The organism is Shewanella sp. SM74 (genome assembly GCF_025653725.1).
GTDB lineage: Bacteria > Pseudomonadota > Gammaproteobacteria > Enterobacterales > Shewanellaceae > Shewanella > Shewanella oncorhynchi.
In genome coordinates this window covers 74,105-99,846 of sequence record NZ_JAKKRZ010000017.1, presented here as the reverse complement: position 1 = coordinate 99,846, position 25,742 = coordinate 74,105, and the positions used below count along the sequence as shown (strand labels likewise).

Annotated in this window: 25 protein-coding genes; 3 read left to right on the top strand and 22 right to left on the bottom strand. The window is 48.4% G+C overall.

Translation table 11 applies throughout. The annotated features are described in order from the left end of the window. The coding region (locus L5M49_RS17100; protein ID WP_411569111.1) for a transposase family protein at positions 1-181 on the bottom strand (181 nt) is incomplete at its 3' end. Between L5M49_RS17100 and L5M49_RS17095 the strand changes: the two genes are divergently transcribed. From L5M49_RS17095 to L5M49_RS17085, 3 genes are all read left to right on the top strand, one after another. Beyond that, on the top strand, positions 158-946 hold the full coding sequence (locus L5M49_RS17095) for an FRG domain-containing protein (RefSeq protein WP_263266514.1): 789 nt from the start codon (positions 158-160) through the stop codon (positions 944-946). The two genes, L5M49_RS17100 and L5M49_RS17095, sit on opposite strands and share 24 nt — an antisense overlap. Before the next feature lies 1 nt (position 947). After that, positions 948-2,003 carry a DUF262 domain-containing protein gene (locus tag L5M49_RS17090; RefSeq protein ID WP_263266513.1) on the top strand — a complete coding sequence of 352 codons (1,056 nt, stop codon included), beginning with the start codon at positions 948-950 and terminating at the stop codon, positions 2,001-2,003. 400 nt (positions 2,004-2,403) lie between these two features. Beyond that, a complete protein-coding gene (locus L5M49_RS17085) occupies positions 2,404-3,417 on the top strand; it encodes an IS110-like element ISShes7 family transposase (RefSeq protein WP_263266512.1) in 1,014 nt (337 codons plus the stop codon). 521 nt (positions 3,418-3,938) lie between these two features. Here L5M49_RS17085 and L5M49_RS17080 read toward each other — a convergent pair. The 21 genes from L5M49_RS17080 to recG form a co-directional block, all read right to left on the bottom strand. After that, positions 3,939-4,682 (bottom strand): hypothetical protein, encoded by a 744-nt coding sequence (locus L5M49_RS17080; protein ID WP_263266511.1) that lies wholly within the window; start codon positions 4,680-4,682, stop codon positions 3,939-3,941. A 21-nt stretch (positions 4,683-4,703) separates the two neighbouring features. Then, entirely contained in the window at positions 4,704-5,972 is a 1,269-nt protein-coding gene (locus L5M49_RS17075) for a beta-ketoacyl-ACP synthase (RefSeq protein WP_263266510.1), read from the bottom strand. After that, positions 5,973-6,698, bottom strand: a complete 726-nt coding sequence (locus L5M49_RS17070; RefSeq protein ID WP_263266509.1) for a 3-ketoacyl-ACP reductase FabG2 — start codon at positions 6,696-6,698, stop codon at positions 5,973-5,975. It abuts the gene before it with no gap. 111 nt (positions 6,699-6,809) lie between these two features. Next, positions 6,810-7,343 (bottom strand): hotdog family protein, encoded by a 534-nt coding sequence (locus L5M49_RS17065; protein WP_263140757.1) that lies wholly within the window; start codon positions 7,341-7,343, stop codon positions 6,810-6,812. 4 nt (positions 7,344-7,347) lie between these two features. Beyond that, on the bottom strand, positions 7,348-8,547 hold the full coding sequence (locus L5M49_RS17060) for a beta-ketoacyl-[acyl-carrier-protein] synthase family protein (protein ID WP_263266508.1): 1,200 nt from the start codon (positions 8,545-8,547) through the stop codon (positions 7,348-7,350). Positions 8,548-8,593: 46 nt separating this feature from the next. After that, on the bottom strand, positions 8,594-9,382 hold the full coding sequence (locus L5M49_RS17055; protein ID WP_263266507.1) for a DUF3261 domain-containing protein: 789 nt from the start codon (positions 9,380-9,382) through the stop codon (positions 8,594-8,596). Between the two features lie 4 nt (positions 9,383-9,386). Beyond that, positions 9,387-10,676, bottom strand: coding sequence for an NAD(P)/FAD-dependent oxidoreductase (locus L5M49_RS17050; protein WP_263266506.1), 1,290 nt, complete (start codon positions 10,674-10,676; stop codon positions 9,387-9,389). A 23-nt stretch (positions 10,677-10,699) separates the two neighbouring features. Next, positions 10,700-13,138: an MMPL family transporter gene (locus tag L5M49_RS17045; protein WP_263266505.1), complete on the bottom strand. Its 2,439-nt coding sequence runs from the start codon at positions 13,136-13,138 to the stop codon at positions 10,700-10,702. Positions 13,139-13,140: 2 nt separating this feature from the next. Next, on the bottom strand, positions 13,141-13,941 hold the full coding sequence (locus L5M49_RS17040) for an outer membrane lipoprotein carrier protein LolA (RefSeq protein WP_263266504.1): 801 nt from the start codon (positions 13,939-13,941) through the stop codon (positions 13,141-13,143). Next, a complete protein-coding gene (locus L5M49_RS17035) occupies positions 13,941-14,372 on the bottom strand; it encodes an acyl-CoA thioesterase (RefSeq protein ID WP_263266503.1) in 432 nt (143 codons plus the stop codon). The genes L5M49_RS17040 and L5M49_RS17035 overlap by 1 nt, the downstream gene beginning before the upstream one ends. Beyond that, positions 14,369-15,943, bottom strand: a complete 1,575-nt coding sequence (gene hutH, locus L5M49_RS17030; protein WP_263266502.1) for a histidine ammonia-lyase — start codon at positions 15,941-15,943, stop codon at positions 14,369-14,371. Before hutH ends, L5M49_RS17035 begins: the two co-directional genes overlap by 4 nt. Beyond that, positions 15,940-17,799 carry a glycosyltransferase family 2 protein gene (locus L5M49_RS17025; protein WP_263266501.1) on the bottom strand — a complete coding sequence of 620 codons (1,860 nt, stop codon included), beginning with the start codon at positions 17,797-17,799 and terminating at the stop codon, positions 15,940-15,942. Before L5M49_RS17025 ends, hutH begins: the two co-directional genes overlap by 4 nt. Further along, entirely contained in the window at positions 17,793-18,179 is a 387-nt protein-coding gene (locus tag L5M49_RS17020) for a thioester dehydrase (RefSeq protein WP_173242763.1), read from the bottom strand. The genes L5M49_RS17025 and L5M49_RS17020 overlap by 7 nt, the downstream gene beginning before the upstream one ends. Continuing rightward, positions 18,172-19,536 carry an AMP-binding protein gene (locus L5M49_RS17015; RefSeq protein WP_263266500.1) on the bottom strand — a complete coding sequence of 455 codons (1,365 nt, stop codon included), beginning with the start codon at positions 19,534-19,536 and terminating at the stop codon, positions 18,172-18,174. The genes L5M49_RS17020 and L5M49_RS17015 overlap by 8 nt, the downstream gene beginning before the upstream one ends. Continuing rightward, positions 19,533-20,081: a hypothetical protein gene (locus L5M49_RS17010; RefSeq protein WP_263266499.1), complete on the bottom strand. Its 549-nt coding sequence runs from the start codon at positions 20,079-20,081 to the stop codon at positions 19,533-19,535. Before L5M49_RS17010 ends, L5M49_RS17015 begins: the two co-directional genes overlap by 4 nt. After that, a complete protein-coding gene (locus tag L5M49_RS17005; RefSeq protein ID WP_011787696.1) occupies positions 20,081-20,329 on the bottom strand; it encodes an acyl carrier protein in 249 nt (82 codons plus the stop codon). The genes L5M49_RS17010 and L5M49_RS17005 overlap by 1 nt, the downstream gene beginning before the upstream one ends. Positions 20,330-20,338: 9 nt before the next feature. Next, a complete protein-coding gene (locus tag L5M49_RS17000) occupies positions 20,339-20,593 on the bottom strand; it encodes a phosphopantetheine-binding protein (RefSeq protein WP_011787697.1) in 255 nt (84 codons plus the stop codon). After that, positions 20,577-21,452, bottom strand: coding sequence for a lysophospholipid acyltransferase family protein (locus L5M49_RS16995; RefSeq protein ID WP_263266498.1), 876 nt, complete (start codon positions 21,450-21,452; stop codon positions 20,577-20,579). Before L5M49_RS16995 ends, L5M49_RS17000 begins: the two co-directional genes overlap by 17 nt. Continuing rightward, on the bottom strand, positions 21,445-22,182 hold the full coding sequence (locus L5M49_RS16990) for a beta-ketoacyl synthase chain length factor (RefSeq protein ID WP_263266497.1): 738 nt from the start codon (positions 22,180-22,182) through the stop codon (positions 21,445-21,447). Before L5M49_RS16990 ends, L5M49_RS16995 begins: the two co-directional genes overlap by 8 nt. A gap of 337 nt (positions 22,183-22,519) precedes the next feature. Continuing rightward, entirely contained in the window at positions 22,520-23,416 is an 897-nt protein-coding gene (locus tag L5M49_RS16985) for a DUF3014 domain-containing protein (protein ID WP_219255063.1), read from the bottom strand. 203 nt (positions 23,417-23,619) lie between these two features. Further along, positions 23,620-25,695 (bottom strand): ATP-dependent DNA helicase RecG, encoded by a 2,076-nt coding sequence (gene recG / locus L5M49_RS16980; protein ID WP_263266496.1) that lies wholly within the window; start codon positions 25,693-25,695, stop codon positions 23,620-23,622. Positions 25,696-25,742 lie beyond the last annotated feature (47 nt).

Here is a 25,742-nt window from a genome sequence, read left to right as displayed (position 1 = left end):
CTTCAATATCTTCCCAGCCCTGACAGCCAGCAATCACAGCGCATAGCGTGAGAAACAGCACATCAAACAGTGGGTAAGTGACTTTGGCGGACTGGCGAGTGTCTTCGATGCTGGAAAAGTGTTCAGAAAATACGTTCAGGTTCACGGAATTGCCCTTTTGCAAAAGGCAGTATCTGATCATAAGCTGGCGATTGGGTCAACTACTAGCTTGGTTTGGTTGAAAAATGTTCGTGATCTTGCCCTGGCTGGTAAGTCTAGCTATACATTATCACCATCTCTTCATCGTCATCTAAAAGTGACAGATACTGCTTCCTTACTAGATTATGAAAAAAAACTATTAACTAGATTTAAGGAGCGGTCAGTACCATATTTACAGCATCGTATAGATGATGTTTGGGAATTGTTGTTTTTAATGCAGCACTACGGTATGCCAACGAGACTATTAGATTGGACTGAAAATCCCTTTATATCTCTGTTTTTTGCGCTGAGTTCTGCAAATAAAGATGCTAGTGGTAATTATGTTGACGATGCAGCTGTTTGGGTATTGTCACCTCCAAAATGGAATCAATGTGTATTTAGTAATATAAGTTATCGGGGAGGACCTATGTCGCCATCTGAGACAACTGTTACAAGCTATCAGCCAAACACTGAATCTCAGTTAATGCATGAAAACCCTGTTGCAATACTTGGAATTCATAATAGTCCTCGAATAGTTGCTCAAAGAGGATCATTTTGTTTGTTCGGAAAGTCGTTAACTCCAATGGAAACAATTTATAAAAATGGTGCATTTGAACAGGATACGCTAAAAAAAATAGAAATACCTCATGAAATTATTGGTGATTTACTAGATAAATTAGTTTGGATGGGTATTACTGATTCTGTCGTGTATCCTGATCTGGAAGGGTTGGCTAAAGAAACAAAGCGTCTATTTGGGTTTGGAGTTTAATATGTTTAAAGTGCAGTCGCATCAAACTAGAACGCTCAGTTGGTGGTATAAACAACGTAATGAAATTGATTTTGAACCTTCATATCAACGAAAAGGAAATCTTTGGGGGGATAGAGATAAAGCATATTTAATAGATTCAATAATTAATGGTTTTGATGTGCCGAAAATATATTTGACTGACTTTACAATTGTAAATTCTCCTCTAAACGAAAGGAATCTTTCGTACTCAGTAATTGATGGTCGTCAGAGATTAGAATCTATTTTTGCATTCATGGCAGACAAGATCCCATTGAATAGTGATTTTGTTTATTATGCAAATCCCAGCATTAAAATAGGTGGAAAATACTACTCTGACCTTAAAATGAATCAACCTAAAGTCATTGAGGTACTTGAAGAGTTTAATTTAGACGTAATGAGCGTTGTTGCAGATGATGTTGAAAAAATTAAAGATCTTTTTATTCGCCTAAACAAAAGCAAGCCTTTGACTGGCGCTGAATTGAGAAATGCGATGGAGGGAATAATACCTGACTTGATTAGGGGGTTGGTAGATAGACCATTCTTTAAGGTTAATATAAAGTTTTCAACACAACGAGGTCAAGATAGTAATGCTGCAGCCAAAATACTTCTGATCCAACATAGAGGACGGTTTGTTGATACAAAAAAAGCAAACTTAGATAAATTTGTTAATGAAGGAACTAAAGCAGAAAATCCTGAACTATATATTGACTCTGCTTTTGCTGCACAAAAAATAATCGACATTATGCATGAAATATTTGAAGAGAGAGACCATCTTCTTAGTGCACAGGGAATGCTTTCGATTTTTTATGTTTTGGTTAGAGATTATAAACAAAAATTAGAATTCATACGTCCTTTCTTATTAGAGTTTATGAGTGAGCGAAAGAAAAATGTCGATTTATCTAAGCTTGGTTCTGCAGATGTGGAGCAAGAGTATTTAACTTTTGATTCATTTATAAAAAATGCTAATGATATTGGAGGGCTTAAAGGGAGTTACGATATTTTAAGTAGTCGATTTGATGAGTATTTGAAATACGTATAACAAGTTTATGAACACGGACTTGTATAAGCTGTCCCCTTTTTTGCTTGTGCGAAAAAGCCACCTACTTATACAAGCCGGTTACCAAGATATTAATCCAAAATTGTAGTATTTATCCTCACCCAGTGAATCATTAAGCTCTTATTTAACAATACTTCTATTGTTAGTTTTCCCAAAAAGTTTGGTGAAACCTGTAATCGTTAAATATTAGCTCTAGTCTTTTGAACTTAGAGGCTATGTTAATGATCGAAAGGCAAACCATGGTGATTGGCGAGACTACCGTCCGCCCCATGGACGGGGCGGTCGAGCATCCAAGGATGATGGGATGGACACCTCTTGTGAAGTAGGCGTCATTTACGCCATATTGAATTTGCACGTTCAATAACAACAAAAGGTGTCCAAAATGAAAGTTACACTAATAGGAATTGATCTCGCAAAAAATATCTTCCAAGTATGTGGAGTTAATCAAGCAGGCAAGAGTGTTTTTAACCGTTCGATTAAACGTGCTCAGCTCCTGACTTTTCTGCGTACTTACCCTGATGCCACTATTGCGATGGAAGCCTGCAGTGGCTCTAACTATTGGGGCAGAGAGTTACTTTCTCTCGGGCATGACGTCAAACTGATCCCGCCTCAGCATGTTAAGCCATTTGTCAAAGGCAATAAGAACGATCGCAATGATGCCTTCGCTATCTGTGAGGCGGCGCAGAGACCGAACCTGATTTTCGTCCAGCCGAGAACCTTAGCGCAGGTTGATATCATCATTACCCACAGAATTCGCGAGCGCCGGATCAGAATACGCACTGCACTAACCAATCAAATCAGAGTCTTACTAAGTGAATATGGAATAGCCCTCCCTAAAGGACGTAATCCATTGAATCTTTTGCTGCCGGAATTACTTGAGGATGCCAGTAATCAACTCACTACGATTGCACGCCAATACATGCGTGAGCTGATGGAAGAGTTGCGTGCGATCAACGTTGCAATAGGTTCGCTGGAAAAAGATATCAAACTGCAGGCAAGAACGCACCCAGATGCCAAGCGACTGATGGGTATAAGAGGCGTTGCAGAAATAATTGCCACTGCTGCGGTGTCATTTGCCGGTGATGGCTCTGGCTATCATGGTGCTCGGCATTTTTCTGCAAATTTAGGACTGGTTCCTAAAGAGTTTTCCAGTGGGGGGAAACAGAAATTGGGCGGCATAACCAAACGAGGTAACAGCTATCTGCGGCGGCAACTGATCCAGGGAGCTTGGTCGATTATTCGCTATGCAAGTAAGAGTAATGACAGGATCTCCGTATGGGCCTTAAAGGTGATTGAGCGGCGAGGTAAACAGAAAGCGGCAGTAGCAATTGCAAACAAATTGGCGCGGATCATCTGGGCTATGCTGTTTCATCGCAGCGAATATCGGCCTTGTTAATATGTAAAAATCGAGTATTAACCTCACCCCAAAAACACGACTACAGATAATGAAGTAACAGGTAATACCGGCCTTTGCAGATGCTGAGAGAGTACAAGGAGCATATGACTCCGAAAGGACGATAAGCAGCAAAGGCGCGGTTCTCATTAAGGCCAGAGAACAAAGATTCTCACAAACAGGTCGGATATACGTACGCAGTATTACTTTCTGTTACTCAAAAAGTGGTTGATCTATTCGAGGTGTCCATATAGGACTTGCTGCGCGTCGTAGAGCCAGTACCATGGTTGGCCTCACTCTGAGCAATATCTATGTTTAATAGCCTCTTCGCCTTTCATAGCTCTCGTTCATAAACTTTGAAACTATTCACAGTGTCGGTGAGTGAATGCCATGGCAAGCCTGTATAGGCAATTTCAGCAAACGCTAAGGCCAACAGTAATTTAAAAAGTGATCCAAACGGATATAAAAATGGCCGAGGATAAGCTCGGCCATGATTTACTCGATTAAGCGTAAAATGGGTAGGTTTAGTAGTATTTCTTCAAATAACTCTCGGCGTAGTTTTTGAGTTTTTTGTTTGAGCTCGCGGTTGCCATATTTTCAATCACATCGCGGTAAGCGGTATTCCCTGAACTAGCTAGCGCTTTTGCCATGTTGGCATAGGTATCGATGGCGAGTTTGTCATCGGCCATTAAGCGTGGTGTTTTCAATTCGTTACTGAGTACGGCTAGGATAAAATCATCGTACTGGCGGTCATCTATGATGCGTTTAGCCGCGAGACGCATTAATTCTAAATCATTGCTGCGTAGGGCATTGGCGAAGGCATTATTTTGCTGACTTTGATCGGCAGTATATTGGCTTTTATCCGCAAGAATCGCATTCCATTTTTTATATATCGTTATGTTTTCTAAAGCTTGACCTGCGTATTTTTTGAGTTTTTTAGGATAATCACCATTAACAATCTTGTTGATGGTTTCGCTGTACTTATCATTGCCTGAATAAGCTAAGCCTTTGACTAACCAAGCACTGTAGTCAATGGCATTTTTTTCAGTGGCTTGGGGCAAAGATGCGAGTAGCTTTGCTTCGAGCGCATCAAAAATGGCAGGATCGGATAAACCAGTGATGGTGAGTGATTCAATGGCTTCTTTTTGCTTGAATTGGTTATCACCCTTAAAGATTTCTTGATAGGTTTCAACCGTATATTCCTGAGCCAATAAAGGCGAGCTTAATAAACTGATGCTAAGCAGCATACCTGCAAACAGTGGTTTCATGGTGATGTCCTTATGTGGTTTTTATATGTTGTTATTGGCCCAGCGTTTAAAAATCAGCGAGGTATTAATACCGCCAAAGGCGAAATTATTACTCATAACATAATCTGTATCGATTGGACGTAAATCACTACGGATATAGTCCAAATCGGCGCATTGTGGGTCGATACTTTCAAGATTAAGTGTCGGCGCAAACCAGCCCGCATTCATCATCTCAATACTCACCCAAGCCTCTAACGCGCCGCATGCACCTAAGGTGTGGCCCGTGTAGCTTTTAAGGGATGAAATCGGCATACCAGCACCAAAAACTGCATGGGTCGCGTGGCTTTCGGCGATGTCACCGCGATCCGTTGCCGTACCATGGGCGTTCACATAACCTATGGCGCTAGGCTCAAGCTGTGCGTCTTTGAGGGCCAACCTGATGGCGATTTCCATGGTCTGCGCGTTTGGTTGGGTGACGTGTTGGCCATCTGAATTCGTGCCAAAACCGACTAACTCAGCGTAAATCTTGGCACCGCGCGCCTTGGCGTGTTCTAGCTCTTCGAGTACCAGTGTACAAGCACCTTCGCCAATCACGAGGCCATCACGGCTCACATCGAAGGGGCGTGGCGTGAGTTCGGGGGTGCTGTTTTTAGTGCTAGTGGCAAACAGGGTATCGAACACGACGGCCTCTGTGGGGCAGAGTTCTTCGCCGCCGCCCGCCAACATTAAGGTTTGATGACCGTATTTGATGGCTTCATCGGCGTAACCTATGCCTTGGCTCCCCGAGGTACAGGCGCTGCTAGTGGTGTGAATTCGGCCTTTTAAGCCGAAAAATACCCCCACATTCACCGCTGTGGTGTGTGCCATCATGCGGATATAACTCGTGGCGGTGACGCCCGACATATCACCGGTTTTCAACATATCGCCAAAGGCGATGATGGCATCGGTACTGCCAGTGGACGAGCCATAGGCGATACCCATTTCACCCGAGGACACGATAGGATCGTCCAACAATCCCGCATCGATTAATGCAAGTTCACTGGCGCGGGTCGCCATGATAGAAACCCGACCCATAGAACGAATTTTCTTGCGCGAATAATGGCTTGGCACTTCAAAGTCGTTAATGGGCGCGGCTAAGCGGGTATTGAGGCCATCGTATTTATCCCAGTCACCCATAGTGACAACACAGTTTTTCTGCGCCTTAAGGCTCGCCGCTATCGCCTCCCAATCATGGCCCAGGGCGGTAATGCCGCCAATGCCAGTGACAACCACTCGTTTCCCTAAGCGGGTTTGATTTGTCGGCTCGCTCATTTAGATCATGCCTCCATTGACCGATATCACTTGGCGAGTGATATAGGCGGCATCGTCAGACATTAAAAATGCGGCTAAGGCGGCGATTTCACTCGGTTTACCCATGCGGCGCATCGGCACTAATTGCTCGACCATATCCTTAGGAATATCGGCCACCATGTCGGTTTCAATCAAGCCGGGAGCGATACAGTTGACGGTAATTTTGCGTTTTGCTAGTTCTAATGACAATGCCTTAGTTGCGCCGATAATACCCGCTTTTGAGGCGCTGTAATTGACTTGGCCACGGTTGCCCGCAATCCCAGAAACCGAAGCTAAGGTGATGATGCGCCCGCCCTTGCGGCCTTGTACCATAGGCATGACGCAGGGGTGGATGACATTATAAAAGCCGTCTAAGTTAGTGTGGATGACGCTGTCCCACTCGCTTTCTGTCATGGCGGGAAAGGCGGTATCGCGGTTGATGCCAGCATTGAGGATCACGCCATAATAGGCACCATTGGCCTCGATGTCGGCTTCAATGGCGGCTCTGACGCTGGCGCGGTCGGCGACATCAAATTTCAGCAGGCTCACATTCACCCCAAGCGCGCGGATTTGCGCGGCAGTGTCATCGGCAGCCGCTTGGTTACTGTGGTAATGCAGGGCGATATCGAAACCCGTCGCGGCGAGTTTTAGGGCGATGGCTTTACCAATGCCGCGGCTCGAACCGGTAACTAATACTCTGTTATTCATCTTTTTTCTCCACCCCATTTTATCGTTATGTGTCGGTATGGGGTTTCATGTATTTATGGTAAAAAGGTCGCTTGTTAAGGCGCTTTAACGCTTTTTATCTACATCATTGCTTTAGTGCCCAAGGCTTCTATTTGCCGCGTCTTGATTGCCTGCAAGATAGGCTTGTGTGTCCTGAGGCTGGAACACATTCACATTGGCTTGGGCCACTAAGCTCTTTTCTAGCTCAGTGCCGGCTTCGGGCAGCAGATAAATTTGGCAATCGAATACCGCTAATCCCGATTCCTCTTGATAGAGGCGGCTGACTTGGGTGCGATAGGTGCGCCCGAGCTCATATTGCTTTGCATACAAGGTTAATTTGCGCGATCCCAATAGAAAGCCCACGCGGATTTTATCATTGCGAAGCTTTGCCTCAACCCCTGCAAGGGCGGCAATACTTTGGGCCATATATTCGATACCCACATAATTGGGTACGGCTTGATATTTATCATTGAAATAGGGGCTCTTGGCCGTGATAGTGACTTCGGTCTCTAGGTTATCGCGCCGATAACCAATGATTTTATCGAGCAAAATCATCGGTGCCCTATGGGGAATAAAATCGGCAATATCCTGTTCGGCAAAGGGTTGGTTAATCTTAAGTAACTGCATGGTACTAGGCCTCGTTACGGCAGAAAATCAGGCTGGCATTACTGCCGCCAAAGGCGAAGGAATTGCTCATCACATAATTAAGCGCGCCCTTAGCGGCGACTTGATGGCGCTCGACTAAGGCAATGGACGGATCCTGTGGATCGACTTGTCCGTCCCATTGGTGGGGCGGCAGGGCTTTGCCGTGATTATGTGCTGAAAGTAATAAATAACAGAAGGCGGCTTCAATGGCGCCAGCGGCACCTAAGGTATGGCCGACTAAGGGCTTGGTCGAGCTACAAGGAGGCGTGTTCACGCCAAACACTTCAACCACGGCGCGGCTTTCCATCGCATCATTTTTAGGCGTGGCTGTACCGTGTAAGTTTATGTAACCAACGTCTTTTGCTGCAATGTGTGCATCTTGCAACGCCGCGAGCATGGCTTTGATCGCGCCTGCGCCTTCGGGGTGTGGCGCCGACATATGGTGGGCATCGCTCGACTCGCCAATACCCGCTAGCATGACCTCTGACTCGCCCAAAGTGAGGGTGAATAACGCCGCACCTTCGCCGATATTGATGCCATCACGGTTGATACTAAAAGGATTGCAGTGGCCTTTCGAGACAGACTCTAAGGCGTGAAAACCATTGACTGTGAGTTGGCATAAACTGTCGACACCGCCGACAATCACCATATCGCAGAGGTTAGCCTTTAATAGGCGTTTGGCACTGGCAAACACTTTGGCGCTGGATGAGCAGGCGGTTGAAATTGTGTAGCAAGGGCCATCTAGCTCAAAATATTGGCGTAAAAAGTCGCTGGTGCTGCCGAGCTCTTGCTGGAAATAGTGGTAATCCGCGGGAAAGTATCCGTGTTGATTGCGGTAGCTCAGCGCGGCTTCACCTTTTGAAATCCCTGAAGTGCTTGTGCCTAGCACAACACCAATACGGGCATGACCAAAATCCCGTTTCGCTTGTTCAACTGTGGTCGCAATTTGCAGTGCGGCGCACAGCAGTAATTGGTTGTTACGGCAATCGAACTGAATGAGTTTTTCGGGAATGGTTGGTAGCGCTGTCGTCACGGGGGCAACTAAGGTTGGGTGCTCGAACAGGAGAGTGTCACTGCGCAGCATCGCACTGGTATCACCGGCGATCAGGCGGTCTAAAACTTGCTGGGGATCTTGCCCTAGCGGGGTACACAATCCAATCTGTGTAATAGCTACTCTGTTCATCATTGTGTGTCTTTTTACCATGGCACAGTTAAGTGCGGATGCTAACAGATTAAATAGGTTCGATTTCTAGCTCAAATTTAGCTTGTGGCATAGTTAAGCTGATGTGGGCTTGCCAAAGAGCATCGCCGATATTTTGCTGATAACGGATTTGCACCACATGGGTTTGCTGGCCGCTTTTACTGATCAAGGTATCTTGACTATAGATCTGGCGACAGGGGATTGTATTCACTCGGGTGCCTTCAAGCGTATCGCCCTGATTTCCCCCAATCGTATCGCAAAGACCTGTGACTAAATGACCACCTTCTAAATGGGCGCGAATACTCTGCTCAGGCCAATAGATCAGTTGCATCATCGCCATTAAATACTCAGCTTTAAAACTGTTCCCTAGCAGCACGCTTTGTTCACTGCTGAGTGTATTACCATCATAAACTAAGGTAAACAAAGCCTGTCCGAGTGGCGCTAAGCCAACGAGCGTCATGCGCTCATCCTCTAACTCTAATTGAGTGAGCAGCTCGTGGGATTTATCACCCACTTTAATGCTGACCTTTTGGCTAAAGGACTGGGGAGAAGATACGCCTGTGTTGCTGTCGGTTTGCTGACTCGCCATGATGGCGGGCTTAGTTGTAGGCTCAGTCGTGGACTTTATCCTTGGCTGAGTCAACGGCTTATCGGTCGCGGGAGCAAAATCATGGGGCAATGGTGCCAAACAATAACGCATATCCTTAGCGAGTCCGACACAGGTCTGCCTGAACAGCAGTTCACTACAGCCCGTTAGCCCAAGGCTTGCGAGCAATAGCGCGGGGATGATTAGCCATTTAGCGTTAAGGTTTAGCAGCATGCGATTAGACCTCTGCGAATGCTGGAGTGGCGGCTGGATTTCGGCACAGTTCGACTATCATATTCAGGCGGCGCTCCGAGTCTTTAACAAAGGGATTATTCGTATCCCAAGCATAGCCCGCCAGAATCGAGCAAATCATTTGCTTGATACGCTCGTTCGGTTCTTCATAGAAGACCACATCCTGAAAGCGGCCATCATACCAAGCTTGCACATAGGTGCGGAAGGCATTCACGCCCTGCATCAAAGGCGTTGAGTAATCGGCTTGCCAGTCAACCGCTTCGCCATTGAGTTGTTTCGTTAGGCATTTTGCCGCCATAGACGCCGATTGCATGGCGATAGTCACACCGGAGGAAAACACAGGATCGAGGAATTCGCCCGCATTACCCAATAGCGCGAACTTGTCGGTCGCAAGGCGTGACACATTGGCAGAATAACCTTTGAGCGTGGCGCATTCCTGCACCACTTTCGCATTGGCCAGCAGGGCTTTTAGTCCTGGTTCTTCATTGACTATGCTCATCAATTGTTGCTCAAGCGAACCTTGTAAACGCGCCAGTAATTGCGGTTCTGCCACTACGCCGAGTGAACAACGGCCATTGCTAAAGGGAATGAGCCAATACCAAATGTCTTTATGCTCAGGGTGGACACTGATTAAAATCTTATTTCGATCAAAGTGAGGATCGCTGATGTTGTCTTCCACATGGGTAAAGATGGCGCTGCGCTGTGGTAGGCAAGATGGACTTTCTAAGTCGAGCAAGCGTGGCAACACACGGCCAAAACCACTGGCATCAAGCACATATTGGGCGCTGATTTGATAAAGCTCGCCCTGTTCATTGCGCACCATTAAGCATGGATTCTCGGTTAAATCTATCGCCTCGACGGTTTCGCCATAGCGGATGTCGACCCCTTGGCTTTGGGCGGTATCGGCTAACAGTTTATCAAAACTGGCGCGCTGCACTTGGAATGTGGTGCCCGGCCCTGGGGTAAATTTATCGGTAAAATCGAAGGTAGTGTAAGTGTCATTGCGACGAAAGGCGGCGCCATTTTTATGCTGGAATCCAGCGGCATTGAGTGCGTCTAACATGCCGGCTTCTTCGATGAATTGCATGCAGCAGGGCAGTAAACTTTCACCGATGGAAAAACGGGGGAAATGTTGTTTTTCTAACACCAGCACGCGCTTGCCTTGTTGGTGTAGCAAGCTGGCGGCAATGGCGCCTGAAGGTCCTGCGCCGATAATAGCCACATTGACGGCAAGTGAATTTGGCATAGCTGATAAATCGTGAGCGGGTGTAGTCATGTAAAGTACGTTCCTTGTCGTTATCAGGACTTTTTAGTCGTTAAAATCAGTGGCGAAAGTAAAAAGGTTAAACCTATACCTAGTGACAGGGTTAAACCAAAATAATGAATCGCTTGGGTCTGGCTAAAGGCGAGTAAACCAAAGGCTAATAGGGTCGAGCAGGCGGACATAAATACCGCCATCATCACTGCCTTGCCGTGGTTTTGAGCAGAGGCAAAGAACAAGCTGTAGTCTATCCCAATCCCGAAAACTAAAATGAGCGCGAGTGCATGGAACAGACTCAGCGGCGAGCCTGTTAAGCCTAAGGTTGCAAGCGTTAGCAAGGCCGCAAGGGCTGGAACGGCAACCACAACCGTGGCTTTTTTAATGCCAAAATTCAGGCTAAACAACAAGAGTGCGATACCAAGTGCGAGCGCTAACAGCTTTAGGGTTAACAGTCGGTAATGGCCCATGACGGCGGAGATATCCGCGACTTTATCGATAAGTTGTACGCTTTGATCATTGGCAAAGCGCGCCTTGAGCGCGTCGAGCTGTTTAATGCCGCCAAGCAAGACAATTGCACCATACTCAGCGCTCGCCCCATCATTTAGAACGTCATAGTCGGTGGCCTTGCCATTTGGTGCTAGCCACAGCGGTGCGAGTTGCTTGCCTGCCTCTTGCGTAAAGAAATCTGCTGGACTGATATATTGCTCTTTAGCTGCTAAGTAGCTTGCTTGCAGCTCTGGCTTTAAGTTCTCATCCAACCCAAGGCTTGTGAGCACAGTATCTATCTGAGTTTGATAGATTTCACCCTGTAAGCGATAAGCCGTGTCTTGCCTTTGATGGCTGGGCAGATACCGGCTGAGGCTCACATAGTTGCCTAACTCTTGGTTAGCGATAGCGGCATTGAGCATGGGTGACACTCGCTCAAGCTGCTGCAGCAACGCTTCTTCGCTCGGTGCGCGTACCAATAAGAATTGATTGTCTGTGCCACCACTGAGTAACTGGCGTAGCTGGTTTTCTGGCTCAGTTACGCTTGCAGGGCTTTGCTGTAAATGACGAATATCGTCATCGACGGTTAACTTGGTTACGCCAACCAGACACCACATTACTATCACTAAAGCAAACATGCTCATGCCTAAAGGCGTGGTCAATCTGTTGGATAACTGAGTGAGGTTGGCAAGGTACTTCCCCGCTAACGCTAATGGGCGGGAGCCAGATGGCAAACGACTTCCCGCTAACAGTGGGTAGGCGAGAATGAGGGTGAGATAAGCCCCGAGCAGCCCCGCGGCGCAGAAAATCGCCACTTGCTGCATTCCTGGAAACGGCGCTAAACCTATGCCCACATAAGCTAACGCACTGGTGATAAAGGCAAGTGTCACTGTGGGGAAGATATACGCGACCGTCGCCTGAGCGCTCCGTTCGGTATCGCTTAAGCGCTCGCAGTAAAAATGAAAGCTGTAGTCGATGGCAATGCCAATTAAGCTAGTGCCAAATACTAAGGTGAGTAAATGCAGCTCGCCAAACACGCTTAAGGTAAAAGTCACTGCCAGCAACAGCCCGCTGGAAATGGTAACGATTGCCAACAGTAGCGGCATCATTGAGCGAAACGCCAGCCAGACTAAAGCTATTACCCCAAGTAAGGATGCAAGACCGAGGATCGAGATTTCACTCTTAGCCGTTTGGGTCGCCGCAATCGCGTGAAACAGGGCACCAGCCTTAAGCAGGGTAATATCTGGATAGCTTTGTTTAACCGCATCCAATCCTAGGGCTAATGCCGTCATCTGCGCCAATTGCGCATTGGGATTAAAAGCACTTTCTTGGCCCTTTGCCATAACAACCGCAGCGACATTATCGCCTTGATTAGCCAGCAGAATACCTTGACTGACCCTGACTTTTGAACTCGGCGCGAGGGCGAGTAAATTGGCGGGGAATAACAGCAGCGGATCTTGGGCAAGCAAGTTGCTATTGGCGTAACTAAAGGCGTTGTAAAGCTGCGCTGTGGCCGCTTCAATCAGATTTCCAATGTCTTTCGTTGCTAACGCCTCAGCTTGTGGCGCTGTCAGTAATTTAAATCTGTGGGGGAAATAATATTGCCCCAAGGCTTCACCGAGCTGCATATCTGCGCTGCGAATATCTGTGAGTGCTGCATTTTTGCCAGTAGCAACAAGGTCAGTTTCAAGCTTTTGCATCAACAGCTTAGCCGCAGCGATTGCCGTGGTTTCATCCTTGGCGACGAGCGCCATATAGACTTGATCGGCGAGTGTCGCTTCAACTTGGTTAAGGGCGCGTTCTGTGAGTTTGTCCTGCTGTAAATGGGGCAGCATGGCGAGAATATCGCTCTGCACCCTTGCGCCGTTTTGCCAAAGTTGCAACGTCCATAGACTAGCAGACAGCATCAATAGCAACCAAATGGCGAGGCGCCATTTAGGGGATGATTGTATTAGCGCTTGATTGGCGCGCGCGGTGAAATTGGCGGCCATGGTTAAGGTTTATTCGCCTCTATCGCCACAGCATACTGCGTCAATTCGGTTTCGCTGAGTTTACCTTGGGAAAGCGCACTAAAGTCGATGCGGGTCATATCCTGTTGTGCCACACTCGGCGCCGCGCTCAGCAGCACTAAGGATTGCAACACATCGCTCCCCTCTAACACCATATTGGCGATGGCTTTTTTCATTAAGGGATCTTTGGGCGTTAGGCCTAATTGCCATTGACCGTCTGTGCTCAAGCCTTCTATTTTTAACCTATCTGTGATGAGAAAGTGCAGCTCGAAGTTTTCGCTTAAACCGGAAATATCACCGCCGAGCATAGCGCGCACTAGGCTGGGCAATACGTCTCCCATAGCGGCTGCGCTCGCCGAGGCATCGGCCTTGCTGACTTGGACTCGACCTTGGCTATCGCGCTGAATAAGCTGCTTATCTTTTAAAATCAGCAGGGATTCGAAGGGCTTTATCTGTTGCCAGAACAGCCCTTGGGTCTGATCGAAGATAAACTGACCTTGGCTGATTAACGGCTTTTTGAGCACCTTTAGTTGCCGAGATTGCACAAACTGGCCTCGCACCGTTTTGCCCAAGTTAAGCTTTTGGCTCAGGGCGACAAGCTGCGCGGTATCCGCACTTTGGCTAAAGAGTGTTTGATAAGCGCCGGGCTCTGCTAAGGTTTCTGCCTTGAGTGGCAGGGTTATCAAAGCACAAGCCAAGCCGCAAGCAAGGCAGAGGAGTAATGCACACTTTGCCAGCACAGGATTCTTTGTCAGCGCAGAGCTCTTCGCGAGTACTGAGTTCATTAGTCTTCAACCTTAGCGAGCAGGATGGTTATTTTGTCACGGAACACCTCTGGGGTGACAAAGCACAATTCTTGGGTGCTCATATCGACCGCTGCCTGAATGGTATAACCCTTAGTGATGCGCGCACCCGTTTCAACGTCGCGAATTTGATAATTGATCTTTAAGCGGTTTTCCCACTCGACTAACTCGGCGCGCACTGTGATTTTTTGCTCGAAGGTGCTGGCTTTGACGTATTTAATCTGCAAATCGATAATAGGCCACGCATAGTTAGATGCTTGCATTTGGCGGTAGTTATAGCCCAGCTCATCGAGCAGTTTGCAGCGAGCAATCTCGAAATAACGCAGGTAATTGCCATGCCAAGTGATCCCCATGGAATCCACATCGTGGAAGGGGATTTGCATTTCCATATCGATAGTGAGCAATGATTTCATCGGCACACTTCCCATTCGCCCGCTTGGATTTTAGCTATGGTTTGGCGCAGCACGGCTTCAAGCGGTCGGTCTTCGATTAAGGTCTCAAAATCACCGCGCACTTGAGCGAGGGTTTTCGCCAATGAAGGGGTGAGCGAGGCTTCGTCCAGTTCATTTTGGGCGATACGTAAACCAATACCTTGGGTCATGGCGAGCAGGGCTGCCGCCGCGACTTGTTCGGTCAATTGCAGCACGCGCATACAGTCGCGGGCGGCAATGGTGCCCATGCTCACCTTGTCTTGGTTGTGGCATTCGGTCGAGCGCGAGAACACGCTGGCGGGCATAGTGTGCTTGAGCGCTTCTGCTGTCCACGCCGATACCCCAATTTGCACCGCTTTAAAGCCATGATTAATCGCGCGGCGCGGGCCGGTTGAGCCGGATAAGTTAGCGGGTAAGCCATTATTAAACTTAGGGTCCATTACCAGTGCCATTTGGCGATCGATAAGATCGGCTAAGTTAGCCACAGTATTTTTCAGTGAATCCATCGCAAAGGCGATATGGCCGCCGTAAAAATGGCCACCGTGGAGAATATGCTCGCCTTCGCCGTCGACAATCGGGTTGTCGTTGGCGCTGTTGACTTCGGTTTCGATAAACTGACGCATAAACGGCAGCGCATCCTGCAACACGCCGATAATGTGCGGTGCGCAGCGGATGGAATATCTGTCCTGCAGCCTGTCCGAATTGCGCGGATGTTCGTGGTGATTTAAATCTTCCCGTATCCAAGTGGCGATTTGGTTTTGTCCCGGATGCGGTTTAGCGGCAAATAAGATTTCATCAAAATGGTTCGAGTTGCCCTTCAGCGTTAACGAAGCCATAGCGGTAATGCGGCTACTTAAGCGGGCAAGATATTGGGCGCGATCGAAGGCTAAACAGGCCAAGGCCGTCATCACAGCCGTGCCGTTCATCAGGGCTAAGCCTTCTTTTGGGCGCAGGACATGCGGGGTGATGTTGAGCTTAGCATAGACATCTTGAGTCGCTTGGCGTTCACCTTGGTAGATTACTTCACGCTCACCGACTAACACGGCGGCTAAATATGACAGCGGCGTTAAGTCGCCGCTGGCACCGACCGAACCTTCCTCTGGGATTACAGGGACTATGTTGAGATTGAGCAAAGTTTCGATGCGCTTTAATAGCTCATAGGTCACGCCAGATTTGCCAATAGCTAAGGAGTTTAAGCGGCAAGCCATCATAGCGCGGGCCTGCATTATGCTTAAGGTCTCGCCTAAACCGCAGCCGTGGAAGCGGGTTAAATGTAGTGGCAATTCGTGGACCAGATCTAAGCTCACATTGACTGTGCAAGAGTCGCCATAACCAGTTGTTACACCATAAACCACGCCTTCTTCGTGCAGCAGGCTATCGATAAAGCGCGCACCTTTTTGTATATATTCTTGATAATCCGCAGCATCACAGAGCTTGACTGGTGCGCCCTTGGCGACGGCAACCACTTGTTCTAATGTAAGAAATTGACGGCCGAACTCAACAGTCTTTAAGTCTGATTGATTCTTTGAGTCGGCGGCTTGGGTGTGGCTCATGAATGACTAGTCCTGTCTGTCTTATGATCCTGCACTGGGATCTGCTGTGATGCTGATTCTGTTGTTACAGCATCGGCTTGTACTGAATTGGTTGATGCGCGTTCTAACTCGCTGTCTTTACGCCAGAAATCGAAGAAGTTAAACCATTGCAAAGGCTCGCGTCTGGCAAAGTATTCTAAACGCTCGCTGTAGCGATTTACCGCCTGCTGTAATCTGTCCATTCTGCCCGCCCTTGGGCCTTTAAGTGTTTCGGCGAAGTGCTCTAAATGCACCCGATAACGGCCCTGTTCCCGCAGGCAAAACATTAAAAATACAGGGCAATCGAGTAAGCCTGCCAAAATAAACGGCCCTTGGGGAAACGCTGCGTCTTGCCCCATAAAGGGCGCATACATGACGCGACCTTGGGTATTCGGCGAGGTTCTATCGCCCGCGATCACCACCAGTTCACCGGCTTCTATCTTTTGCTGCAACAGCATAGACGTCGCGGGGTTAAGCTCGGTCACTTGAATAAGATTAAGCGTGCTATCAGGGTTTAACTGTTTGAGTACCTTATTGAAATTTTCAGCATGGCTCGTTAACACCATGACGTTTACTTTGACCTTGCGCTGGTGGACCGAAATGGCGCGGCAGAGCTCTAAATTACCGAGGTGCGACACTAATAACACGGCGCCTTTACCGCTTTCGAGTTGACCTGCCAGCAGTTGGCGATCGGGGAAATCCACTTGGCTCAATTGGATGCGATCGCACCAGGCATCGATTCTATCGAGTGCGGCATTGCCAAAGGCTAAAAAGTGATTCAGGCTATCGCGCCAGCCTATGGGCTGATTGAGCTTAGGATGTTGCGGCTCAAGCGTTTGCACGCGGCGCAGGAAGTCTAACGAGGCGTTACGGGTGACTTTGCCTGTGAGAAAGAAATAGCAAATCACCGGATACATAATGGCGCGGCACAACCAATGGCCGCCAATACGATAGCTCTCGGCTAACAGTTTTATGCCCCAGTAACTGCCGCGCTCCTTCATGCCCGACCAATGGGTGGCTGAAGTCGATGATGTTGCTGACGAGCAATGGGAGTTTTGCGCGGCTTGTCGCAACGGCTTTCGCTGCAACAGCCAAGGCAGGCGTTTGAGCATGCCGAAAAACAACTTGGTATGTAGTTTAGTGATGCGCACATTGTCGGCCACACCTTGAAAGTGACTGACGCCGCCTTCGGGATAAATCACCTTCGTCGGCTGGAATAAAATTTCCACCCCTTGCCAGTAGAGTTTGACGAGGATTTCAATATCAAAATCCATTCGCTCCGTTAATTCTTGCTGGCACAGTAATCGCTCGGTGGCGGCGAGGGGATAAATGCGAAAGCCACACATAGAATCTTGAATATCAAAGCTTAAGGTTTCGACCCACACCCAAAAATGGGTGATATAACGGCCATAAAGCCTGCCCTTAGGCACGGATTCATCGTACTCGGGTTTGCCTGAAATCAGCGCATCGGGTTTAGCCTGCGCCCTTGCTACCATAGCTGGAATATCGGCCAGATTGTGTTGACCATCGGCATCGACCTGCAGTGCATGACTAAAGCCATCGCGGTAGGCTCGGCGTAGGCCCGTCATCACAGCAGCGCCTTTACCACGGTTGTAAGGATGCAGCAGCAAAGTCACCCAAGGATAGGTTTGGGCTAAGGATTGCAGTAGATAACGGGTTTCGTCATTGCTGCCATCATCAATCAAATAACAGGGCAGATTAAATTGGGCTAGTTCGGCCAAGGTCTGGGCAATTGCGGCACTGTGATTGTAATTGGGGATCACTAAGGCGAGCTTAATGGGCGCCGACTCAACTAAGTCGCTGGGAGGTGTTAGCACTGGCTCGCCCCATCGCTGCTGTTAACTGGCGAGATATCGAAGGCGATACGACCTGACGCGTAGCGGTTTTCACCATCGCTATAGGCGAAGGTGAGTTTCCCCTTAGCCGCATTGTTGCTAATGCTTAAGGTGACTTCTTGCCCCGGCAGTATGAGTTGCTGAAACTTAAGCACTTCTAAGTTGGCTACGGCTTCGCAATAGCCGAAATATTGGCAGCCTAAACGCACCGCCCAATCTAATTGCGTCACGCCTGGCAGTACGGCTTGCTCGGGAAAATGTCCTTTAAAAGATTCAAGGTCGGCCGCCACTAACAGACGTAATTCAATGTTATCCATGCCGATATTGGAATGCAGGATCGGCGGTAAACTCGATTTAATCATGATCAAATAACTCGACTAACTGGGCAGTGACACGCTTACCCTGAGTGTTAAGCGGCAAAATATCGGGATAACGCCAGCGGCGTGGCAGGGTGACTCGCTCAAATTGCGTCAGTAAATGTGCTTTTAACGCATTGTTGATACTGAGTTTTCCCTGCTCTTGATGCACACTGCGGCCAAGTGCGGAGAGGGTCACTACCGCGCCCAGTTGGGATTTAAACTGCGGCAATACGACAAGTGCCGCTTGCTCAACATAGGCGTGACTGCCTAACAGCGTTTCCATTTGCGCCAGTGACAGGCGTTTCTCTTCAATCTTAACGATGCGATCGAGTCGGCCCTTGAGTCTAAACTGGCCATTTTCGGTCGGTTCGATTTTATCTTCGCAGCGCAACCATTCATCGTCGGCTAAATAGGGTGATTTAAGTAGCAAGGCTCCGTCGCTAGGATCTTGATCTATCGATATTCTGTCAAACACTTGCCAAGGTTCATCGGCCTCATGCTGACGGCGATAGGCGATGCCGCCCGTTTCTGTGCTACCAAAAATTTCGATGGGCAAGTGACCATAGCATTGGCTGATCCCTTGAGCCGCCGCAAAACTTAAGGGCCCGCCAGAGCTAAACACTAAGCTAGGTGAGCGCAGTTGGCGTTCGTGTTCTAAGGCTTTAGGCAAGCGCGATAACTGGGCTGGGCTACTGATCAAACACAGGTTTGGCAGTAAGGCAGTGTAATAGCTTAAGGTTTCTGGGTATTCAATTTGCTCGCTTAAAAACGGCCGACTGGCGGCGAGCGGCCACAAAATCTTAAATAACAGGCCGTAAATATGCTGGTGGGAAACCGTGGATACCACACTGCAATGGGGCAAATGTTCGGCAAAAGTCTGTTCGAGCACTGAGACTTCGACATCTAGCTGCCTTAATGTTTTGCGGATCGCCTTAGGTTCGCCGCTGCTGCCCGAGGTAAAGAGCACTAGCTCGCCTAGGTTTTCGCTCGCGGGCCAGGTTTGACTCGGTAGGCTCAGCTCTTTTTTCAGCAGGATAAAGGCCTGACTTTCGCACAAGGGCTTGTCCGACAAGATACCTTCAAACTGGTGGGTTAGCTCGCTCAAGGTGCCGGTTTGGGTGTTGGCTGGCAGGATAATTTCCTTGCCTGCTAACAGCGCCGCACATAAACCCACAGCAAACAGATCGCTGGTATCACTCGCGAGCAGCCATTTTTTCTCTGGCGCGGCCAGCAGTTGCTCGTAAAAATACGCCACCTGATTGGTAAATAATGCACCTGTGACTATGTCGTGGTGATTAAAGCTGATCAGTTGTTGGGCAAAGGGCCCTTGGGTTAACCAGTTTTTGAGTAGCTGTGTCATGTTTTCTTCAACCAAAAGCTGCGATATAACCATTCCCCACCGAGGAGCAGTCCCATGAGTACGTATGCAATCAAACCGTTATACAAGGTCCAGGTTGCTAAGCTAGTAAAGCCAGCGGTGTAAGCCGCCATAGTGCCATTGAAGATAAATAAGCCGCACCAAAGTAACGTGACTTTTTTAAGATACCCAGTGGCTTCATCCGGTAAATCGGGTTCTTTCAAACGGGCTAAACGCTCGATCATGCTAGGGCCAGTGTGCAGCGAATAACTGAACAGCGCCAGCATAGTGAGATTTATCACTACTGGGTAATACAGCAGCCAGTCACTGCGCTTGGCAAGATAACTGCCAGCCGTGAGCACAATCCCCACCAATAGTGGTAAAACTAATGTCTTAACCCTTTGCTTTTGTAGCATTAGCCGCACTATCAGCAATAAACACAGCACGAGCGCTATGGTGCCAGCAGGCAAGTAACTGAGCCCTAAATACACGGCAACGGGGTAGGCCAGCAAAGTTAGGGCGGTTAAGACCTGTAGCAAGGATCGCATTAGGTTTTAACTAAACCTTCGATAGCATTAATCACATCGTTGATTGTGCGAACTGATTTAAATTCATCAGGTTGGATCTTTTTACCCGTCAGTTGCTGCAGTTTTATCACTAAGTCGACTGCATCAATACTGTCGAGATCGAGCTCTTCATACAGGTTGGCCTCAGGCGTAATCGCCTCGGCATCAATTTCGAATTCGTCCACTAAAATAGTGGTCAGCATAGCGAGGATTTGTTCACGATTTTGCATATTCCTCTCCTATGGACGCTGTGATTCGATAAACCGAGCTAAGCTGGCAACACTGTGGAAATGGGCCTTAGTGGCATCCGAATTGGCTTCGATTTTGACATCAAATTTTTTCTTGATGGCTAAGCCGAGCTCGAGGGCGTCGATAGAATCTAAGCCTAAACCTTCGCCAAATAGCGGTGCATCGGTTTCAATATCATCAATGCTGACGTCTTCTAGATCGAGACAGTCGATGATTAACTGCTTTATTTCATTGTTTAAGTTCATAATTATTTTCGAGTTGTTGTTTATAGTAATGTTCAAGATCCCGCGTCAGCTGCCGGGCCATTTTTGCATGCTCACCTAAAGCCGCTTGGTACTTCTGGTAAGAAACGATTGTGCCGATTTCAACGGCCATTCCCATGGTTTGCCTTGGGATTTCATACCAAGGTTGCTCCTTTGTCAAACCACGCACATTGGTACGTAGCACCACAGGTAAAATATCCGCTTCGGCCCTTAAGGCTATATTGGCAGCGCCGCGGGCAAAGTGGTTAATGGTCGCACCGACCACCGTACGCGTGCCCTCGGGGAAGATAATTAAATTGGTGCCTCTTGCGAGCACTTCGCGGCAATCCTCTAGCATGAGTTCGGCGCCGCGATTGGGAATATAACCCGCGCAGGACACCACACCACGCAAAAATGGATTACGCCACAAAGCTTGTTTGACTATACAGCCCGCATTGGGCATGAGACTTATCAATACCACCACATCCACTAAACTGGGGTGATTGGCAATGACGATAACGCCTCTGGCATCATGTAATTTTTGGGCATCGTGGCTGCTGACCTTAATCACACCTGCCCAAGTGAGCATGGCGACAAAGCCTTTGAACATTAAATGCACGGCCTTTTGTACCCGAATAATCCGCGCCTCTGGTGTGCCTGGCCAAAAACGCAGCAAAGGTAAAATGGTCAAGGAGCTTAATAAGCCGCCTAAGCCAAAGGCGATATAACAACTTACACCGCCTAGCCAACGTGGCACATAATTCAGCCCTTCGCGGCGAGTTTCCGGCAAGGTATAAGCGGCATTGAGCATTGAATCTTCATGGCCCTTAGCGGCGTCATTGCTGTGGGCTGCATCAAACATGCTCAAGTCTCCAATGCCATTGGGATAAGCAGCCTGAAATATTTTGCGCCGTCGCTAGGGCGTGGATAAATGCACCATAGGTCAGCGGATTTAAAGCTGTTGCTTTAGAAATGCGGCTCACCGTGAGCTTGGCCGAAGCGGGTGTATCGAAGGGCGCGAGCTGTAGGCCTAGGGCCAAAGGTAATTCAAATTCTTGGGTAAACTCATCGTACACAGGAGGCACTGGATCATCACCGAACACCAATAACAATGGTTCTGGCGATTGATGTAATTGGGCGAAGGCTTCGACCATAGCTTGGGACAGGGTTTCTGTGCCCGCCGCAACTGAGGTTGAAGGCGCGGTATTGGCCGCCACTATGCCAAAAATGCCGCTGGCGGTGTTGTGCACTGACTGACTAAAACCTAAGGGCGATAAGGGCTGTTTGGCGATAATGTCTTCGAGCAGGCCAATGGTGCGCTGCAACTCTCCATGGCGCGATGCAAAAATAGAGCGACAATTTGCAGGCATTTCGCACTGAAAACTCACCTCTAACATCATCTTAGTCAAGCGACTAAAACGGCGGCGCTGCATGGCGGGAATTTGTTTGAGTGCGGGAGCGGTGGTATCCGACTGTTGTGGCGTATCGAGATTGAGCTCAGCCGAACTCTCGCACCAAGTTTGCCAACTTTGATGGTGCTGATATTGGGGGGCCCAAGCGCCCCAAGAGAGAATGCTGAATGTTAGTTGCACTACTTTGCCTCGACACTAAATTTAAGCTGTCTTAGTTATCCCTAACTAAGTTAGAACATTAATGGATTGTCATACCATAGTGAGGAGTATACGCGTTAGAAGAATGACGCTCGAAATGCCCTCTACAGCGTGGTCATTCTACACTATGCCCCTTCTTTTTATGAAGCCATTTGCATTGTGCGGGTTAACGGAATGGGATCAAGTGCTGTGATTTGCAGCACTTATTCGACATTGAGTAACAAATATCGCAGTGGCTATCTGATTTCGCAGACACTTTAACTTACAGGTTAAAATGAAAAAAGGCGCACTGAGCGCCTTTTGGCATGAGCTTGATAACCTATTGCGACAATTGATTCTCGATTTTACGCAGCGCTACTTTCAACTTGCGAGTATTTTCTGGACCCATACGGATCAACAGTTTTTGTGCACTGGGTAATGCCTCTAAGTTAGGGTCAACGAATTGATAGTTAACGCTAATTGAATTCAGCTCAATCGGATCTTCAATAATAGGTGCTGCGAGTAACATTTTAATCGCTTGCAGCATTCTGTCGTTAAATTTGGCGTTGCTGTAGCCGAGTTCGGTAAAGGCTTCCTCTAGGAGCGGCGTCAGTTGCTTGTAAGTTGTGATTAAGCTCTGTTCGTCCATTTTGGCAATCGAGTCAACATAGGCGTCGTATCTGTGGAACCCCTCAGGATTTAAATACACTTTGTTGGTGATTTCTGAGACTGAGAACAGCTTCTCTGGTCCTTTAAGTGGGCTAACTTTACGGGTTAATTCACCCTGAGCTAGGTTATCCACGAATACCACAAATTGGCGGACGAGATCTTGCTGCACTAATGAAGAACTCAACACATTGTTATTGATCATGGCGAGGGCTTTTTGTTGCACAAATGCATCACTTTCAGCCAGCACAGGCACAGGTTCTACGACAACTTCAGGCTCTGCCACTGCAGTGGTTTCAGTGCTATTGGTGTTCGTTTCTGTAACGGCAGGCGTCGTCTCAGTGGTTTCAGGCTCTGGCGCACTTTCGAGCGTCATAGGTTCAGATGGCGGTGTTTCAGGCAATACAATAGGGGCGTTAGGAATGAGTTTAGGTGAGTCAGAATCACCGCTGTAGTAATAATATCCTCCGGCAGAAAGTAGCACGACGAGCACTATCGCAAAAAGCGCAAAGCGATTGCTGCTAGAAGACGTCTCTTGAGGTGTTATTCTATCATCTTGATTAACTTGCATTTTACATCCTTCGCTTGAGTGTCAAGGTAACTTGGTGAATACATGCAGCTAACATTAAAGTGCAAGAGCGGGCTATTTGAAGGCCGCAGGTTCATTTTGCAAGTTTCCATGCGCTTGTCTATAGCGCTTAGCTGAACATAAACAATTTATTTCGAGTAAAGGCTGATGTTACGCCTCGTTCTTTACCCTTTAATATTTACGGCTTAAGCCTGCACATAGTGCTGTCTGTGCCCGAGCCAACGTAAAATAATTGCATCGACTTTTTCGGGAGCTTGCGCCATTACATGGCTCGCTAATTTCTGAATGTGTGGGATCAAAGCTTGATCGCGCACCAGATCGGCAATTTTGAGCTCAGCCAGTCCCGTCTGCTTAGTGCCAAGCACTTCACCCGGGCCACGAATTTCTAAATCTTTCTGCGCTATGATGAAACCATCATTGCTTTGTCTGAGTACACTCAGTCTTTGGGTGGCGGTATGGCTCAACGGCGCCTTGTAGAGTAACACACAATGGCTTGCGATGGCGCCTCGACCGATTCGTCCGCGCAGTTGATGCAGCTGTGCTAGACCTAAACGTTCAGGGTTTTCAATGATCATCAGGCTGGCATTAGGTACGTCGACGCCCACTTCAATCACGGTTGTCGCTACCAGTAGATGAATAATGCCAGCCTTAAAGTCAGCCATGATTTGCTGTTTCTCGGCGCTCTTCAACCTGCCATGCACTAGGCCAATATTGAGCTCGGGCAGGGCGAGGCGCAGTTCTTCGGCTGTGTCTTCGGCGGCTTGGCATTCGAGCACTTCGGATTCTTCAATCAGAGTACACACCCAATAGGCCTGACGTTGGTCGCTGATGACGGCGTTGCGGACCCGTTCAAGCACTTCGTTACGGCGTAAATCAGCAATCGCCACAGTGGTCACTGGAGTTCGCCCCGGCGGCAGTTCATCGATAATGGACGTGTCGAGATCTGCATAGGCCGTCATCGCCAGCGTGCGGGGAATGGGTGTGGCTGTCATGATCAATTGATGCGGGTGGAAACCTTGGCTCACGCCCTTTTCCCGCAGGCCTAAGCGTTGGTGTACGCCGAATCTGTGTTGCTCATCGATAATAATTAACGCGAGTTTGCTAAAGACCACATGCTGCTGGAAGATGGCATGGGTGCCAATCACCATCTGGGCGGCGCCGGATTCAATATCCGCAAGGGATTGCGCTCTGACCTTGCCTTTAAGTTTTCCCGCCAGCCAACCGACTTTAAGTCCGAGTGGCTCAAACCAAGCGGCAAAGTTAGTTGCATGTTGCTCGGCCAATAACTCGGTCGGTGCCATCATGGCAACTTGATACCCGTTTTCAATCGCTTGTAATGCCGCCATCGCCGCGACTAAGGTTTTGCCCGAGCCAACATCCCCTTGCACTAAGCGCATCATAGGGTGCGGCTTTTCTAAATCTTTGCCTATATCAGCCACGACTCTTTGCTGGGCGCCAGTCGGTTTAAAGGGCAAAGCGGCGAGGAAAGGATTGAGCAACTGCCCCGTGGCCTGCATGGTGACAGCGGCATCTAAATTACTGCGCTGCCTTAGGCGTAACATGCTGAGATTGTGGGCGAGTAATTCTTCCTGCACGAGTCGTTGCTGGGCTGGGTGTTGGCCTAGCTCTAAATCGAACTGAGAGATCCCCGCAGGAGGGCGATGTAGCGTCTGCAGCGCTTGTTTAAGGCTGATGTTGTTAGGTTGCAACTGCGGTGGCAGCAGCTCAGTTAAGCCACCCTCTTCCAGCAATACCAAGGCTTGCTCCGTCAGCTTTAGCCAACTCGCCTGTTTTAAGCCCTCAGTCGTGGGATAAATCGGCGTTAGGGTATCACTCAAGTGAACATCTTCACCGGGATACACCACTTTATATTCTGGATGCACTATCTCAGCTTGATGACTACCACGGCGCACTTCACCATAGGCGCGGATCATCAAACCATTTTGCATGGCATTACGCTGAGCAACGGAAAAGTTAAAGAAGCGCAGGCTTAAGCTGCCCGTATCGTCGCGCACATTGCAGACCAGCATGCGCTTGCGGCCTTGGATGATTTGTGTCGATTGGATTTCAGCTTCTATAGTGCCATAACCGCCTAGGCTTAGGGCGGCAATGGGATAGATTTGGGTTCTATCTTCGTAGCGCAGGGGTAAGTGAAACAGCAGATCTTGTACTGTTGTGATGCCGAGCTTTGCGAGTTTCTCCGCGACCTTTTTGGCGACGCCTTTGAGGTCGGTGATCGGAACAAGATCCAATTGCTGCAAGTCGTTAGCACTCAATCACTGTGAATTTATACATATATTAACAGAGA

Coding starts and splice junctions, on each gene's coding strand:
- L5M49_RS17005 (WP_011787696.1), bottom strand. CDS start 20,329: ATGCAAAATCGTGAACAAATCCTCGCTATGCTGACCACTATTTTAGTG.
- L5M49_RS17040 (WP_263266504.1), bottom strand. CDS start 13,941: ATGAACTCAGTACTCGCGAAGAGCTCTGCGCTGACAAAGAATCCTGTG.
- L5M49_RS17000 (WP_011787697.1), bottom strand. CDS start 20,593: ATGAACTTAAACAATGAAATAAAGCAGTTAATCATCGACTGTCTCGAT.
- hutH (WP_263266502.1), bottom strand. CDS start 15,943: ATGAGCCACACCCAAGCCGCCGACTCAAAGAATCAATCAGACTTAAAG.
- L5M49_RS16985 (WP_219255063.1), bottom strand. CDS start 23,416: ATGCAAGTTAATCAAGATGATAGAATAACACCTCAAGAGACGTCTTCT.
- L5M49_RS17075 (WP_263266510.1), bottom strand. CDS start 5,972: ATGAGCGAGCCGACAAATCAAACCCGCTTAGGGAAACGAGTGGTTGTC.
- L5M49_RS17010 (WP_263266499.1), bottom strand. CDS start 20,081: ATGCGATCCTTGCTACAGGTCTTAACCGCCCTAACTTTGCTGGCCTAC.
- L5M49_RS17035 (WP_263266503.1), bottom strand. CDS start 14,372: ATGAAATCATTGCTCACTATCGATATGGAAATGCAAATCCCCTTCCAC.
- L5M49_RS17020 (WP_173242763.1), bottom strand. CDS start 18,179: ATGATTAAATCGAGTTTACCGCCGATCCTGCATTCCAATATCGGCATG.
- L5M49_RS17060 (WP_263266508.1), bottom strand. CDS start 8,547: ATGATGAACAGAGTAGCTATTACACAGATTGGATTGTGTACCCCGCTA.
- L5M49_RS17050 (WP_263266506.1), bottom strand. CDS start 10,676: ATGACTACACCCGCTCACGATTTATCAGCTATGCCAAATTCACTTGCC.
- L5M49_RS17070 (WP_263266509.1), bottom strand. CDS start 6,698: ATGAATAACAGAGTATTAGTTACCGGTTCGAGCCGCGGCATTGGTAAA.
- L5M49_RS17055 (WP_263266507.1), bottom strand. CDS start 9,382: ATGCTGCTAAACCTTAACGCTAAATGGCTAATCATCCCCGCGCTATTG.
- L5M49_RS17090 (WP_263266513.1), top strand. CDS start 948: ATGTTTAAAGTGCAGTCGCATCAAACTAGAACGCTCAGTTGGTGGTAT.
- L5M49_RS17080 (WP_263266511.1), bottom strand. CDS start 4,682: ATGAAACCACTGTTTGCAGGTATGCTGCTTAGCATCAGTTTATTAAGC.
- L5M49_RS16995 (WP_263266498.1), bottom strand. CDS start 21,452: ATGTTTGATGCAGCCCACAGCAATGACGCCGCTAAGGGCCATGAAGAT.
- L5M49_RS17085 (WP_263266512.1), top strand. CDS start 2,404: ATGAAAGTTACACTAATAGGAATTGATCTCGCAAAAAATATCTTCCAA.
- L5M49_RS17015 (WP_263266500.1), bottom strand. CDS start 19,536: ATGACACAGCTACTCAAAAACTGGTTAACCCAAGGGCCCTTTGCCCAA.
- L5M49_RS17065 (WP_263140757.1), bottom strand. CDS start 7,343: ATGCAGTTACTTAAGATTAACCAACCCTTTGCCGAACAGGATATTGCC.
- L5M49_RS17045 (WP_263266505.1), bottom strand. CDS start 13,138: ATGGCCGCCAATTTCACCGCGCGCGCCAATCAAGCGCTAATACAATCA.